Origin of the sequence: Mesorhizobium sp. M0052, assembly GCF_040323255.1 — a bacterium.
GTDB lineage: Bacteria > Pseudomonadota > Alphaproteobacteria > Rhizobiales > Rhizobiaceae > Mesorhizobium.
Map to the genome: position 1 here is coordinate 90721 of NZ_JAMYUS010000008.1, position 14919 is coordinate 105639.

The window sequence follows — 14919 nt, forward strand, 5'->3', positions numbered from 1 at the left end:
TCATGCCTCTTGACTGTGAGGGAGACCTAGCGCGCCAAACGTCGCCTGTCGATCACCCGGCAGCAATCGCCTCGACCTCGACCTTGAATTCCGGCCGCGCAAAGCCTGACACGATCATCAGCGTCGAGGCGGGCGCGGGGCTGGCAAACAAGCGGTCGCGGACGTCCATATAGGGCCGCAGAAAGGCGCGGTCGGTGACATAGGCGTTGATGCGCACGATGTCGCCTAGCCCCAGCCCGGCTTCAGCCAGAATCGCCGCTATGTTTTGAAAGCAGAGCTCGGCCTGCGCGCCGGCATCCTCGGGGATCTGGTCGTCCGCCGTGATGGCGACCTGACCGGAGCACAGAACCAGCCGCTTGCCTGGCGGCACCTCGACGCCGTGGCTGTAGCGGGCGAAAGGCGGCTTGATCGACTTCGGCGCGAGGTATCTGAACATGGCAATCTCCTGTCTGCGAGACCAGCCTAAGACGTGACCGATAGTACGTTCAAGATGTGGTGCATGGCACAAGGGCGATTGTGGACAGGCGTCCAAAAAATAGGCACGATGCCTCCCGCACAGCATGACCCGTCCGGTGTTGGCAGTGACTGCCGCGCAAGCAGGCGGCCCGGGCGGTGGCATGTGTCTTGCTTCTTGGATCAATGGTGTCGAGCCCGGCGCGTGACGCTCCGGAGCCAACAAAGGGTGGTGTCGATGTACGGAAAACAGAAGATTTCAGCGCTTGCGGTCGCGCTGCTTGGAGCCGGCACGTACGGCGCGGCAGCAAACGAGAAGGTCACCTTCGGCACCAACTGGCTGGCCGAGCCCGAGCATGGCGGCTACTACCAGGCCGTCGCCGACGGCACCTACGCTGCATGTGGCCTCGACGTGACGATTTCGCAGGGAGGTCCGCAGGTCAGCGGGCGGCCGCTGCTGCTGGCCGGCAAGCTCGATTTCTACATGGGCGGCAATCTGCTGTCGGCCTTCGACGCCGTCCAGCAGGGCATCCCGATGCGCGTCGTCGCCGCCGATTTCCAGAAGGACCCTCAGGTCATCATGTCCCACCCGGGGCAGGGGCTGGACAAGTGGGAGGATTTGAAGAACGCCGACCAGTACATTCTCGGCGACGAGGGCGTCCAGACCTTCTTCCAGTGGATGGTCATCGAACTCGGTTTCGATGCCGCCAAGCGCGTGCCCTACACCTACAACACCGCTCCATTCCTGGCCAACAAGAAGTCGATCCAGCAGGGTTACGTCACCTCGGAGCCTTTTGCGGTCAAGAAGGAAGGCGGCTTCGTGCCCAACCAGTTCCTGCTCGCCGACTATGGCTGGGACACCTATTCGACGACGATCGAGGTGATGCAGGACACGATCGACAAGCGGCCGGAGGTGGTCCAGTGCTTCGTCGATGGCTCGGCCAAGGGCTGGTACAACTACCTCTACGGCGACAACAAGGCCGCCAACGAGATGATCAAGAAAGACAACCCCGACATGAGCGACGAGCAGATTGCCTTCTCGATCGAGCAGATGAAGAAGTTCGGCCTGGCCGATTCCGGCGACACCGAAAAGCTCGGCATCGGCGCCATGAACGAAGACCGGATCAAGAGCTTTTATGACAAGATGGTCAAGGCCAAGGTCACGCCCGAGGGCATCGACATCAAGAAGGCCTATACGCTGGCCTTCATCAACAAAGGTGTCGGAATCGAGCTGAAGAAGTAATCGTGAAGCTGGAAAAGATGGCGCAGGCGCCCATGACGGCATCGGGTGAAGGCCCGATGCTGCTGACGCTGCGCCATGTCGGCAAGGTGTTTTCCAATGGCGTGACTGCATTGAGCGACGTCGATCTCGCCATCCGCGAGGGCGATTTTGTCAGCCTGCTCGGGCCGTCCGGCTGCGGCAAGTCGACGGCGTTGAGGCTGATCGCGGGCCTGTCGACGCCGACATCCGGTCAACTCGACTGGGGCGGTTCGATCGACCGCGCCAATATCGGCTTCGTCTTCCAGGAACCGACGCTGCTGCCCTGGGCCGATGTCTTCGACAATGTCTGGTTGCCGCTCAGGCTGAAAGGCGTGTCGCGCGCCAAGGCGGCGCCGGTGGTGACGGAGATGCTGGAGCGGGTGCACCTGACCGGTTTCGAAAACGCCGTGCCGCGCGAGCTTTCCGGCGGCATGAAGATGCGCGTCTCGATCGCACGCGCCATGGTGACGAAGCCGCGCATTCTGTTGATGGACGAGCCGTTCGCGGCACTCGACGAGATCACCCGCTTCAAGCTCAACAACGACCTTCTGGAGCTGTGGCAGGACGAGCGCTTCACCGTCGTCTTCGTCACCCACAGCGTCTTCGAAAGCGTGTTCCTGTCAAACCGCGTCGTCGTCATGGCGGCGCGGCCGGGCCGCGTCCATGCCGAGCTTGCCATCCACGCCTCCTATCCGCGAGACGAGGTTTTCCGCACTTCGCCCGACTATGCCGCGCTCTGCCGCCAGGCCTCGGACATCCTGGTCAACGCCATCAACACATCAGCCGGACCGCACCATGACGGCCATTGACCAGAATGCCGCAACGCTCGACGCGGAAGAGGCGGGCCGCGTACGCCAGGAGCGGCTGGAGCGGATCGGCCGGTGGGTCTTGCCTTTGGCGATCATGATCCTGGCGATCTGGCTGTGGGACCGCATCTGCGTGTGGAACGCGATCCCGCAATATATTCTGCCGCGCCCCGGCGTGGTGCTGTGGACGCTCTATAGCGATGCCGGGCTCCTGTTCTCCGCGCTGCTGGTCACGTTGCGCATAACCTTTCTCAGCCTGCTGCTCGCGGTCGTCGGCGGCGTCGGACTGGCGGTGCTGTTTGCGCAATCGAAATGGGTGGAGATGTCGTTCTTTCCCTTCGCCATCGTGCTGCAGGTAACGCCGATCGTGGCGGTCTTCCCGCTCATCAACATCTATGTGGACAACCAGACGGTGAAGCTTTTGCTTTGCGCCTGGATCGTCGCGTTCTTCCCGATCCTGTCCAACACCACGCTCGGCCTCAATTCGGTCGACCGCAATCTGCGCGACATGTTCAAGCTCAACGGCGCGACGCGCTGGCAGCAATTGCGCTATCTCAGACTGCCGGCGGCCATGCCGTATTTTCTAGGAGGCTTGAAGATCGCCGGCGGTCTGTCGCTGATCGGCGCCGTGGTGGCCGAGTTCGTCGCCGGCGCGCAGGGGCAGTCGTCGGGGCTGGCGTCGCGCATCATCGAGGCCGGCTACCGCCTCAACGCGCCAAGGCTTTTCGCGGCGCTGATCCTGATCTCGCTCACCGGCATATTGATCTTCCTGGTGCTGTCGCTCGTGTCGCATCTCATCCTGCGCCGCTGGCACGAGAGCGCGCTGAAGCATGAGCGGTAGGGGGTTGGGTGACGTGATTGAGATGCTGGCGCGAAACACCCCCCTCTGGCCTGCCGGCCATCTCCCCCTCAAGGGGGGAGATTGGACGTCATCCGGGATTTCGCCAATTATCGACGTTGGAAGACGGGTGCTGTCGGAAAAGCTGCCAATCTCCCCCCTTGAGGGGGAGATGCCCGGCAGGGCAGAGGGGGGCGGTCCTTGATACCGACCTCTGGCTCGTACCATCTCACCAACGTCCGCCTTCACCGGTCGCTGACATCAGGTCTTGCCACCACTTACGATACCGACGGCTTCGCGCTGGCCGACATCGCCGTCGCCGACGGTAAGCTCTCCAGCATCGCCGCGCACAAGAAATCAAAAGCGCCAGCCACCGCCATCGACCTTGCCGGCCGCATCATCCTGCCGTGCTTCGTCGATTGCCACACCCACATCGACAAGGGCCATATCTGGCCGCGCAAACCCAATCCCGACGGCAGTTTCATGGGCGCGCTCAATGCCACCGGCGCCGACCGTGCAGCGCGCTGGAGCGCCGAGGACGTGGCGCGGCGCATGGATTTCTCTTTGCGCTCGGCCTACGCGCACGGCACCAAGGCCTTGCGCACTCATCTCGACAGCGTGCCGCCACAGGAGGAAATCTCCTGGCCGGTGTTCGAAGCGATGCGGGAGAAATGGCGCGGCCGCATCGAATTGCAGGCAGCCTGCCTGCTCGGCATCGAAGGCGTGCGCGACAGAAAGTGGTTCGAGAGGCTGGCCAAGCGTGTGGCTGCGGCCAAGGGCGTGCTCGGCGTCGTCACCTATATGGTGCCGGATCTCGAAGAGCTTCTCGACAAGGTGTTCGCCGAGGCGAACAAGCACGGGCTCGATCTCGATTTCCACGCCGACGAGACCGACGATATCGCGGCGATATCGCTGAAGAAGATCGCCGAGGCGGCACTGTGGAACGGTTTTGAGGGCAACATGCTGGTGGGACATTGCTGCTCGCTGGCGCGCCAGCCGGATCTCGACGTGCTCGACACGCTGGACAAGGTCGCCAAGGCCAAGCTTGCCGTGGTGTCGCTGCCGATGTGCAATCTCTATCTGCAGGACCGGCGCGCCGACCAGACCACGCCTCGCTGGCGCGGCGTGACGCTGCTGCACGAGATGAAGGCGAGGGGCATCCCGGTCGCGGTCGCCTCCGACAACACCCGCGATCCGTTCTATGCCTATGGCGATCTCGACATGCTGGAGGTCTACCGCATGGCGACGCGCATCCTGCATTTCGACCATCCGGTCGGCGACTGGCCGCAGACGGTGGCGGCGACGCCGGCCAAGGTGATGCGGCTCGACGGTGTCGGGACACTGACAGCCGGTGGCAGCGCCGATTTCATCGTCTTCAAAGGGCGGAGCTGGACGGAATTGCTGTCGCGGCCCGAATCGGATCGCATCGTCGTGCGCGACGGCCGAGCGATCGACAGGCAATTGCCCGACTATGCCGAGCTCGACGAACTGATGGTGGAATGATGGATGTTTCGGCGCTCAAACGCGATCTCGACGGGATAAAGCTCGACGACAATCCGGCCATCGTCCAGCAGAAGAGCCGCGACTTCTACTGGTACAGCCCGGTGCTGAAGCAGCAGCTCGACCACGTCACCGGCGACCTGATCGTGACGCCCAGGAACGAGGCCGAACTGATCCGCGTGCTTGCCGCTTGCCACCGTCATGGCGTTCCGGTGACGCCGCGCGGCAGCGGCACCGGCAATTACGGCCAGGCGATGCCGCTGTCGGGCGGCGTGGTTTTGAACCTCGCCGAGATGAACGAGATCAAGGCCATAGCGCCGGGCCGCGTCGTCACCGGGCCGGGCGCGATCCTCGCCGACATCGACAGAGCGACGCGCGCGCATTCCGGGCAGGAACTGCGGCTGTCGCCGTCGACCTACAACACCGCCTCGATCGGCGGCTTCATCGCCGGCGGCTCGGGCGGCGTTGGCTCGATCAATTTCGGCGGTCTGCGTGATTTCGGCAATGTGCTGCGCCTGCGCGTCGTCACTATGGAGGCGGAGCCGAAGGCGCTCGAACTCGCCGGCGAGGACCTGCACAAGGTCACCCACGCCTATGGCACCAACGGCATCATCACCGAGGTCGAGATGCCGCTGACTGCAGCCTATGAATGGATCGACGTGATCGTCGGCTTCGACGCTTTCATGCCGGCAGCCCGCTACGGCAACGCGCTGGCACGCCAGGACGGCATCCTGACCAAGCTGATCACGCCGATCGCCGCGCCCGTGCCGCAGCTCTATTTCAAGCGCCACCAGAAGTTCTTCCGGGACGGGCAAAGCATCTGCGTCGTCATGGTTGCCCGGCATGGGCTAGACGCGTTCCTCGCCTTCACCCGCCGCGCCGGCGGCGAAGTCATCTTCAATGCGGCGACGGCAACGGACGAAGAGAAAAAGGGCCTGCCGCCGGGCTTCGAACTGGCGTGGAACCACACCACGCTCAGGGCACTGCGGGTCGATCCCGCGATCACCTATCTGCAATCGCTCTATCCGTTTCCCAACCAGCTGGCGCTGGTGGAGAAGATGGACGCGATGTTTCCGAACGAGGTCTTTTCGCATCTCGAATTCGTGCGCCTCGACGGCAACATCACCTGCTTCGGCCTGCCGCTGGTGAAATTCACCACCGAGGCGCGGCTCAACGAAATCATCCGGCTGCATGAGGAGAACGGCTGCCCGATCTTCAACCCGCACCGCTACACGCTGGAAGAGGGCGGCATGAAGCAGACGGATGAAATCCAGCTCGCCTTCAAGCGCGAGACCGATCCGCAAGGCCTGCTCAATCCCGGCAAGATGATCGCCTGGGAAAATCCGGATTACGACTATCGCTCGGGCCGGACTTTTTTGTTCAAGGGTTTGCAGAAAGCAGAATGAGCAGAGGTTTGAGCTTGAGCACCCCCCTCTGTCCTGCCGGCACAGGCCCTACGCTGCCGCTTCGGGCGTTCGTCGTTTGGAAAGCCAAGCAATTGGCTTCCCATCGGCTTCGCCGACCACTTCTCACCCCCCGCAAGGGGGGAGATTGGCAGCCTGAACGCCGCGGCCAATCTGACACGCTGACAATTAGTGAAAGCGGTGCGGCAGTCCGATCTCCCCCCTTGCGGGGGAGATGCCCGGCAGGGCAGAGGGGGGTGCCTCGCGCCCACCTCGCAAGCATTTCCCCATGAAAGTCCTCGTCCTCTACGCACACCCGGTGGAGACCAGCTTCAATGCAGGCCTGCACCGCACGATCGTCGAGCGGCTGACGGCCGCCGGCCATGAGGTCGACGATTGCGATCTCTATGCAGAGGATTTCGACCCCAGGCTGACGCGCGGGGAGAGGCTGGATTATCATAACCAACGCAGCCCTGCGGACCCGGCCGCGCCCTATGTCGAGCGGCTGCTCAAGGCCGAGGCGCTGGTGCTGTCATATCCCGTCTGGAACTACGGCTTCCCGGCCATCCTGAAAGGCTTTTTCGACCGCGTGTTTCTGCCCGGCGTGTCGTTCAAATTGGTCGACGGCAAGGCGCAGCCTTCGCTCCACAACATCCGCAAGCTGACCGCCGTCACCACCTATGGCGGCAGCCGCTTCCGCGCCATGCTGATGGGCGATCCGCCACGCAGATTGGTCAAGCGGATGCTGCGCGCGACGATCAGGCCCGGCGCCTCGGTGTCCTACCTCGCTCATTATTCGATGAACCTGTCGACCGACGAGACGCGGGCAGCCTTCATGGCCAAGGTCGCGGCCGGGATGGATGAATTCTGATGCGCGTGCTGGTGGTCTATTGCCATCCGGTGCCCGAAAGCTTTTGCGCCGCCATCAGAGATGCCGCAGTCGATGTGCTGAAGGCACGCGGCTGGGAGGTGCGGCTGCTCGACCTCTATGCGGAGAAATTCGATCCGGTGATGGGCTGCGAAGAGCGACGCGCCTACAATGAGCGGGCGCCGGAGGATCCGGCCCTAAAACCGCATTTCGAGCATCTCGCCTGGGCTGAGGCGATCCTGTTCATCTATCCGACCTGGTGGTACGGGCTGCCGGCCATGCTGAAGGGCTGGCTCGACCGGGTCTGGGCGACCGATGTCGCCTTCAAGCTGGGCAAGGGGCGCATCACGTCGCTGATGACACATGTCACCAGGGTCGGCGTCATTACCACCTGCGGCGCGCCGACCTGGTGGAGCGTCGTCGTCGGCCAGCCCGGCCGCAAGACCTTGCTGCGCGGTATGCGCGCGCTGTGCGCCCGCCGCTGCCGGACGTTTTTCCTGGCGCACTACCTGATGGACGCCTCGACGCCAAGGACGAGGGCGGCGTTTCTGGTGAAAGTGCGGGCGAAGCTGGAGCGGTTTTGAGCTTCTTCACCCTCGCCCTTGTGGGGAGGGTCGCGCAGCAAATGCCGCAAGGCGGCATTTGCGAAGCGGGGTGGGGGGTCTCGTAGGGCGCACCCCCACCCCGGCTCGCAATCGCCGCTTCGCTCCGACTGCGAGCCGACCCTCCCGACAAGGGGGAGGGTAAAAAGGTGCTACATCCTCGTCCGTTCCGCCTTGGGATCGTACATCGGCTTCAGCGATGCTTCCGCCGCAAAACGCTCGCCGGCGATCTCGATCTCGTAGGACGAGGCCAGCACATCCGCCTCGCTCTCGCCCTGGCAGGGCACATAGCCCAGTCCGATCGCGCCGCCGAGATGGTGGCCGTAATTCCCCGATGTGATCGGGCCGACGATCTTGCCGTCGCGCAGGATCGCCTCGTTGTGGAAGAGCAGGGGTTCAGGGTCTTTCAAACGGAACTGCACCAGCCGGCGCGACAGGCCGGCTTCTTTTCTCTTCAGCACCGCATCGCGGCCGATGAACTCGCCCTTGGCGGTTTTGACCGCAAAGCCGAGGCCGGCCTCCAGCACATTGTCCTCGTCGGTGATGTCGTGGCCGAAATGCCGAAACGCCTTTTCGAGGCGACAGGAATCCAGCGTGTGCAGGCCGCAAAGTTTCAGGCCGACATCGCCGCCGGCCTCGTCGATCGCCTCGAAGACATGAGCCGCCTGGTCGGTCGAGACATAAAGTTCCCAGCCGAGTTCGCCGACATAGGTGACGCGGTGGGCACGGGCGAGGCCCATGCCGATCTCGATCTCCTGGAAGGTGCCGAATGGATTGTTGTCGTTGGAGAAATCGTTGGGGCTGACTTTCTGGATCAGCTTTCGCGCATCCGGACCCATCAGGCAGAGCACGGCCTCAGCTGCCGTGACATCGGTGATGACTACGAATTCATCCCCGACATGCCGGCGCAGCCAGGCGAGGTCGCGTTGCAGCGTCGCGCCCGGCACGACGAGGAAGTAGGCGGTCTCAGATAGCCGCGACACCGTGAGGTCGCTTTCGATACCGCCGCGCTGGTTGAGCATCTGGGTGTAGACGATCTTGCCCGGCGCCACGTCCATATCGTTGGCGCACAGCCTTTGCAGGAAGGCACAGGCGTCGCGGCCTTCGACACGGATCTTGCCGAACGAGGTCATGTCGAACAGGCCGACCTTGTTGCGGACCGCCAGGTGCTCCTCGCGCTGGTTGTCGAACCAGTTCTGCCGCTTCCAGGAATAGCGGTATTCGCGCTCCTGCCCCTCTCGCGCAAACCAGTTGGCGCGCTCCCAGCCGGCGACTTCGCCGAACACGGCGCCGCGCGCCTTCAGGTGTTCGTGCAGGGGCGAGCGCCTGACATTTCTGGACGTTGCCATCTGCCGGTAGGGGAAGTGATCCGCATAGAGCAGGCCGAGTGTTTCGGAGACACGCTCCTTGAGATACCTACGGTTCTTCTGGAATGGCTGGGCGCGGCGGATGTCGACTTCCCAGAGGTCGAAGGGCGCTTCGCCGTCATTGATCCACTGCGCCAGCGCCATGCCGGCGCCGCCGGACGAGACGATGCCGATGGAATTGTAGCCGGTCGCCATCCAGTAGCCCGACAGCTCCGGCGCTTCGCCGAGATAGTAGCGGTCGTCGGGGGTAAAGCTTTCGGGGCCGTTGAAGAAGGTGTGAATGCCGGCGGTTGCCAGCATCGGCATGCGGTTGACGCCCATTTCGAGGATCGGCTCGAAATGCTCCATGTCCTCCGGCAACTGGTCGAAGCAGAAATCCTCGCTTATGCCGTCCATGCCCCAGGGCTTGGCCACAGGCTCGAAAGCGCCGAGCATCATCTTGCCGGCATCTTCCTTGTAGTAGGCGCATTCATCGGGAACGCGCAGCACCGGTAGACGACCGAGCCCGGGGATCGGCTCGGTGACGAGATAAAAATGTTCGCAGGCATGCAGCGGGATGGTGACGCCGTTCTGGGCGCCGAGCTCGCGCGCCCACATGCCGGCGCAGTTGACGACGATGTCGGCCTTGATCGTTCCCTGATCCTCGCCTTGCGCCCACGACACGCCGGTGACGCGACCGGCCTTGGTGTGGACCTTGGTGACCTTCACATTCTCGACGACTGTGGCGCCGCGCTGGCGGGCGCCCTTGGCCAGCGCCATGGCGATGTTGGCGGGATCGCACTGGCCGTCGAGTGGCAGATGCACGGCGCCGACCACATCGGACACGTTGATATGCGGGTACATCTCCTTGACTTCACCAGGCGAAATCTCGCGCACATCGACATCGAAGGCGCGGGCGAGCGAGGCCTGCCGGTAAATCTCGTGCTTGCGCTCCTCGGTCAGCGCCACGGTGATCGAGCCGACCTGACGCATGCCGGTGCCGACTTCGGTTTCGGCCTCCAGTTTGACGTAGAGGTCGGCCGAATATTTCGCCAGCCGCGTCATGTTCTGCGAGCCGCGCAGCTGGCCGATCAGGCCGGCGGCGTGCCAGGTCGTCCCCGAGGTCAGCTGCTTGCGTTCCAGCAGCACGATGTCGGTCCAGCCGAGCTTGGCCAGGTGGTAGGCGACCGAACAGCCGGAGACACCGCCGCCGATAATAACCGCGCGGGCCTTGGTGGGAATGCTTCTGGTCATGCGGCCTCGCGGCGATAGCCGGATGCGAAGCGGCGCAGGCGTTTTGCGGCTTCCTGAAGCACCGGTTCCGGTTGGCAAAGGCTGATGCGGATGTGGCCGGCAGCGGCCTTGCCGAAGCTGGAACCCGGCATGACGCCGACACTCTCCTGGTCGAGAAAGGCCCAGGCGAATTTCTCGTCGTCGGGCTCGACGGCGGTGATGTCGAGCATGACATACATGCCGCCCTCCGAGCCGTGCACGCTGATATTGTTCATGCCGCGCACGGCGTCGAGCAGGACGGTGCGGCGCGCCGCATAGCGCTCGGCGATTTCCTTGACGCCATAGCGGTTCTCCAGCGCCTCGGCGCAGGCGATCGAGATGAAGGCCGGCAGGCCGTAGGTCGTCACCAGATTGAGATTGGTCAACAGCGTAATCATCTGCGTCGGGCCGGTCAGCCAGCCCATGCGCCAGCCGGTCATGCCGTGGCTCTTGGACATCGAATTGATGACCAGCGTGCGCTCGGCCATGCCGGGCAGGCCGCGCGGCGAGATGTGCTCGCCGCCGCCGAGCGTCCAGTAGACCTCGTCCGACAGCAGCCAGAGATCGTGCTCGCGGCAGATCTCGGCCAGCTCTTCCAGACGCTCACGCGAATAGACGGCGCCGGTCGGGTTGTTCGGCGTGTTGATCAAAATGGCGCGCGTGTTGGGCTTGAGCGCCGCGCGGATCATCTCGGCGTGCGGCTGGAAACCGTCTTCGGCCGGTGTCTCGACGACGGTGAAGCTGGCGCCGGCGGCGCTGAACGTGTTGGGATAAGTCGCGTAGTAGGGCGCCACCACGATAGCGTGGTCGCCCTGGTCGAGAACGGCCTGCACGGCCGCGTAAAGGGCAGCCTGGCCGCCCGGCGTGGCGATGACTTGGTCAGGTGCCGTCTCGACCCCGGTGCAAGCGGTCGAGGCCGCCGCCATCGCCCTGCGAAGGCGCGGAACGCCGGACAGCGGGGTGTAGTGATGGTTGCTGCCGCGAACCGCCGTCACGCAGGCTTCGATCGTCTGGCTCGGCGTATCGAAATCATGGTCGCCGACCGACAGCATGATGATGTCCTGGCCGGCCTCCTTGCGGGCCCAGGCCTCGGTGTGGACCTCCCAGCCATCCTTGCCCGAAGGCACGATGCCGGAAATGCGCGATGACGGTCTTGGCATCAGGATACTCCCGAGATTTCGTAGCCGGCCTGTTCCAGCTGGTCGCGCAACGCGGCGATGTGGGCAGGGCCGACTTCGCAGCAGCCGCCGACGATGGTGGCGCCAGCGGCGACCCAGCCTAGCGCCTGGTCGGCATAGGCATCCGGATCAAGGTCGTGGCGTGCGTGCAGCACTTCCACCGTTCCGCCATGCTTGAGCGCTTCGACAGAGGTGAAGCCATTGGCATAGGCGCCGACCGGGCCGCCGAGAGCAATCAATTCGGGCAGTGCCGCGGCGATAGCTTCTGGCCGGCAGCAATTCACCAGGCGCGCTGCAACCGTCAGGCCGTCGAGGGCGTCCGCCGCTGCCGCTATTGTTTCGCCGCTGCGCAGCCGCGGCGCGCCGTGATCGGCGAGAGTCCAAGACACCCAGACAGGTTTGCCGCTTTCCGACGCAGCGGTAACGGCCGCACGGCCTTCCTCGGCCGAGGCCATGGTCTCGCACAGGAACAGGTCGACGCCATCGGCCTGCTCGGCGACGATGCGGCGATAGATGTCCAGCGTCTCCTCGAACGATATGGTCAGCGCCGGCGCATAGCTGCCGAACAGCGGTGACAGGCAGCCGGCGATCGCTGCATCGCCTGCCTCGTCGCGTGCCTGTCTTGCCAATTCGATGCCGCGCTTCTGCAAGGGCTTGAAGAGGTCTTCTGCTCCTTCCCGCGCGAGCCGCTCCGGCGTTGCCGAATAGGTGTTGATGGTGATGACGCGAGCGCCGGCCCGGATGAATTCGGCATGCAGGTCACGCACCAGATCCGGCTCGTCGATCAGCACCCTGGCCGACCAGAGCGGCGTCGGCTCGGAGCTGCTGCGGAGGACCAGTTCCTGGCCCATGCCGCCATCGGTGAGAATGACTTTCTTCATGCTCTCAGTCTTTCGTTTTTCGGATCCCACAGCGGCTCGTCTTTCTGCACGACCGCCCTGAAACGATCGCCAAAAATTTCAATCTCGATCGCGGTATCGGGTTCAGCCAGGTCGGCGCGCAGCATGCCGAGCGCGATCGATTTGTCGATGCGATGCCCCCAGCCGCCGGACGTCGTCTCGCCGACGATCTTGCCTTCATGCCAGAGCGTCGACACGGACGGCGCGTCGCAATCGCCTGGGTTTTCGACCACCAGCGTGACGAAGCGCTTCTTCACGCCTTGCTGCTTTTCGTTCTGCAGGGCTGCCTTGCCGCGGAAGTCGGGCTTGTCCCATTTGACGAAGCGCTCGAGCCCGCCCTGCAGGAACGTATAGTCGGTCGACAGGTCGCCCTTCCAGGTCCGGTAGCCCTTTTCGAGGCGCAGCGAATCCAGCGCGTACATGCCGAACGGTTTCAGACCGTGTTTTTGTCCCGCCGTCCAGACGGCGTCGAAGATGGCGGCGGTGTCTCCCACCTTGGTGTGGATTTCCCAGCCGAGTTCGCCGGCGAAGGATACCCGCACCAGCTTCGCCCAGCGGCCGGCGATGGTGGTTTCCTGATGCGTCAGCCAGGGCAGCGAGAGATCCGCGCCACAGACATCGGCCAGGATCCTGCGCGAATTGGGGCCGGCGAGGATTTGCGTCGAATAGTCTTCGGTCCTGTCGGTGAGGGTGAAGGCTGCGTCCTTCGGCAGGCGCGACTTCAGCCATTCGAAATCGTGCCACTGCGCTACCGCCGCGGTGATCAGAGTCATCTGCTCTTCGCCATGGCGCACCACCGACATCTCGGTGACGATGCGGCCTTTGTCGTCGGCGAAATAGGCGAGGCCGATTCGGCCGGGCTTGGGCACCAGGCCGGTGACCTGCAGCGCCAGCCATTCGGCTGCGCCAGGACCTTCGAGGTTGAAGCGCGAGAAGCCGGGCAGGTCCAGAATGCCGGCGGCGTCGCGCACCGCCAGGCATTCTTCGCGCACGCGGTGCTGCCACGGCCCGTCGCGGCGGAAGGTGAGTGTTGCTTCTTCCGACGTGTCGTCACCGGGTTGCGCATACCAGGTGGCACGCTCCCAGCCATTATAGGCGTCGAACTGGGCGCCGAGCGCCTTGATGCGATCGTGGATCGGCGACAGCTTGCGGTCGCGCCCGGCCGGCCAGGCATGCCGCGGAAACTGGATGGCGTATTCGTTGCCGTAGATCTCCATGCCCTTGGCGACGCTATAGTCGGGGGCGGCCGCAAAGCTGGTGAAGCGGCGCGGATCGCAGGACCACATGTCCCATTCGGTCTGGCCCTCGGTGATCCACTCGGCCAGCACCTTGCCGGCGCCGCCGCCCTGGGCGATGCCGAAGGTGAAGACACAGGCCTCGAACGCGTTGGGAACGCCGGGCATCGGACCGATCAGCGGATTGCCGTCCGGCGCGTAAGGGATCGGCCCGTTGATCACCTTGGACAGGCCGGCAGTGCCCAGGATCGGCACGCGGGCTACGGCATCGGCAAGGTAGTGCTCGAGACGGTCGAGATCGTCAGGGAAGAGCTGGAAGGAAAAGTCCTCCGGCATCGGGTCGTTGTGGGTTGCCCAATGCGCGCGGCAATTGCGCTCATAGGGACCGAGATTCATGCCGTTCTTTTCCTGGCGCAGATAGTAGGAGGTGTCGACGTCGCGCAGCAGCGGCAGCTTCTTGCCCTGCTCCTTCGACCACGCCACCAGTTCGGGTATCTCCTCGAACAAGATGTACTGATGGCTCATCACCATCATCGGGACGTCGCGGCCGAACATTTTGCCGACTTCGGCGGCACGGTAGCCGGCGGCATTGACGACGATCTCGCAACGGATCTCGCCTTGCGGCGTCTCGACAACCCATTCGTCGTTGTCGCGACGCACACCTGACACCGGACAGAAGCGGACGATCTTGGCGCCCATGTCGCGCGCACCCTTGGCCAGTGCCTGCGTCAGCTGCGCGGGGTCGATGTCGCCGTCGTTTGGATCGTAGAGCGCACCTTTGAGGTCATGCGTCTCGATGAAGGGATAGCGGCGCTTGATCTCGTCGGGGCCGACAATGTCGATGTCCATGCCCTGGTAGCGGCCCATGCCCTTGGCGCGCTGGAACTCCTGCATGCGCTCCTTGGTGTGGGCGAGCCGCAGCGAGCCGGTAACGTGGTAGTTCATGGGATAGTCGACGGCATCAGCCAAGCCGCGATAGAGCTCGGTCGAATAGCGCTGCATGTTCATCAGCGACCAGGACGACGAGAAGGTCGGCACATTGCCGGCGGCATGCCAGGTCGAGCCCGATGTCAGCTCGTTCTTTTCAAGCAGCACGCAATCGGTCCAGCCCGCCTTGCAAAGGTGGTAGAGCGAGGAGGTGCCGACGACACCGCCTCCGATGATCACCACGCGTGCCGTGGTCGGCAAACCGGCCATATTCTTCTCCCAAACCTGAAGCGCGCTGCGCTTCTATCTTTTTGCTTGATGCATGTCGTTT

At 63.8% G+C, this 14919-nt stretch carries 12 protein-coding genes; 7 read left to right on the top strand and 5 right to left on the bottom strand.

The features are described 5' to 3' along the window. Positions 1 to 52: 52 nt before the first annotated feature. Positions 53 to 436, bottom strand: coding sequence for a RidA family protein (locus NKJ77_RS12865; protein ID WP_023670775.1), 384 nt, complete (start codon positions 434 to 436; stop codon positions 53 to 55). A 255-nt stretch (positions 437 to 691) separates the two neighbouring features. Between NKJ77_RS12865 and NKJ77_RS12870 the strand changes: the two genes are divergently transcribed. From NKJ77_RS12870 to NKJ77_RS12900, 7 genes are all read left to right on the top strand, one after another. Next, positions 692 to 1696, top strand: coding sequence for an ABC transporter substrate-binding protein (locus NKJ77_RS12870; RefSeq protein WP_352535294.1), 1005 nt, complete (start codon positions 692 to 694; stop codon positions 1694 to 1696). 2 nt (positions 1697 to 1698) lie between these two features. Then, positions 1699 to 2523: an ABC transporter ATP-binding protein gene (locus tag NKJ77_RS12875; RefSeq protein WP_023733788.1), complete on the top strand. Its 825-nt coding sequence runs from the start codon at positions 1699 to 1701 to the stop codon at positions 2521 to 2523. Then, a complete protein-coding gene (locus NKJ77_RS12880; protein WP_023690276.1) occupies positions 2510 to 3361 on the top strand; it encodes an ABC transporter permease in 852 nt (283 codons plus the stop codon). The genes NKJ77_RS12875 and NKJ77_RS12880 overlap by 14 nt, the downstream gene beginning before the upstream one ends. Before the next feature lie 198 nt (positions 3362 to 3559). Next, the gene (locus NKJ77_RS12885; protein ID WP_352535295.1) at positions 3560 to 4861 is read left to right on the top strand and encodes a cytosine deaminase; all 1302 of its coding nucleotides are present in this window, start codon (positions 3560 to 3562) and stop codon (positions 4859 to 4861) included. After that, positions 4861 to 6264 (top strand): FAD-binding oxidoreductase, encoded by a 1404-nt coding sequence (locus NKJ77_RS12890; protein ID WP_031247077.1) that lies wholly within the window; start codon positions 4861 to 4863, stop codon positions 6262 to 6264. Before NKJ77_RS12885 ends, NKJ77_RS12890 begins: the two co-directional genes overlap by 1 nt. Before the next feature lie 286 nt (positions 6265 to 6550). Next, a complete protein-coding gene (locus tag NKJ77_RS12895) occupies positions 6551 to 7132 on the top strand; it encodes an NAD(P)H-dependent oxidoreductase (RefSeq protein ID WP_023700354.1) in 582 nt (193 codons plus the stop codon). Then, entirely contained in the window at positions 7132 to 7713 is a 582-nt protein-coding gene (locus NKJ77_RS12900) for an NAD(P)H-dependent oxidoreductase (protein ID WP_023690990.1), read from the top strand. The genes NKJ77_RS12895 and NKJ77_RS12900 overlap by 1 nt, the downstream gene beginning before the upstream one ends. Before the next feature lie 170 nt (positions 7714 to 7883). Here the strand turns inward: NKJ77_RS12900 and NKJ77_RS12905 are convergent, their stop codons facing one another. Genes NKJ77_RS12905 through NKJ77_RS12920 form a run of 4 tightly spaced genes read right to left on the bottom strand, consistent with a single transcriptional unit; the run spans position 7884 to position 14858 of the window. Then, positions 7884 to 10331: a GcvT family protein gene (locus NKJ77_RS12905; protein ID WP_023830520.1), complete on the bottom strand. Its 2448-nt coding sequence runs from the start codon at positions 10329 to 10331 to the stop codon at positions 7884 to 7886. Beyond that, on the bottom strand, positions 10328 to 11509 hold the full coding sequence (locus NKJ77_RS12910; RefSeq protein ID WP_023830521.1) for a pyridoxal phosphate-dependent aminotransferase: 1182 nt from the start codon (positions 11507 to 11509) through the stop codon (positions 10328 to 10330). The genes NKJ77_RS12905 and NKJ77_RS12910 overlap by 4 nt, the downstream gene beginning before the upstream one ends. Further along, on the bottom strand, positions 11509 to 12408 hold the full coding sequence (locus tag NKJ77_RS12915) for a homocysteine S-methyltransferase family protein (RefSeq protein WP_023830522.1): 900 nt from the start codon (positions 12406 to 12408) through the stop codon (positions 11509 to 11511). Before NKJ77_RS12915 ends, NKJ77_RS12910 begins: the two co-directional genes overlap by 1 nt. Further along, positions 12405 to 14858, bottom strand: coding sequence for a GcvT family protein (locus NKJ77_RS12920; protein WP_023830523.1), 2454 nt, complete (start codon positions 14856 to 14858; stop codon positions 12405 to 12407). The genes NKJ77_RS12915 and NKJ77_RS12920 overlap by 4 nt, the downstream gene beginning before the upstream one ends. Positions 14859 to 14919 lie beyond the last annotated feature (61 nt).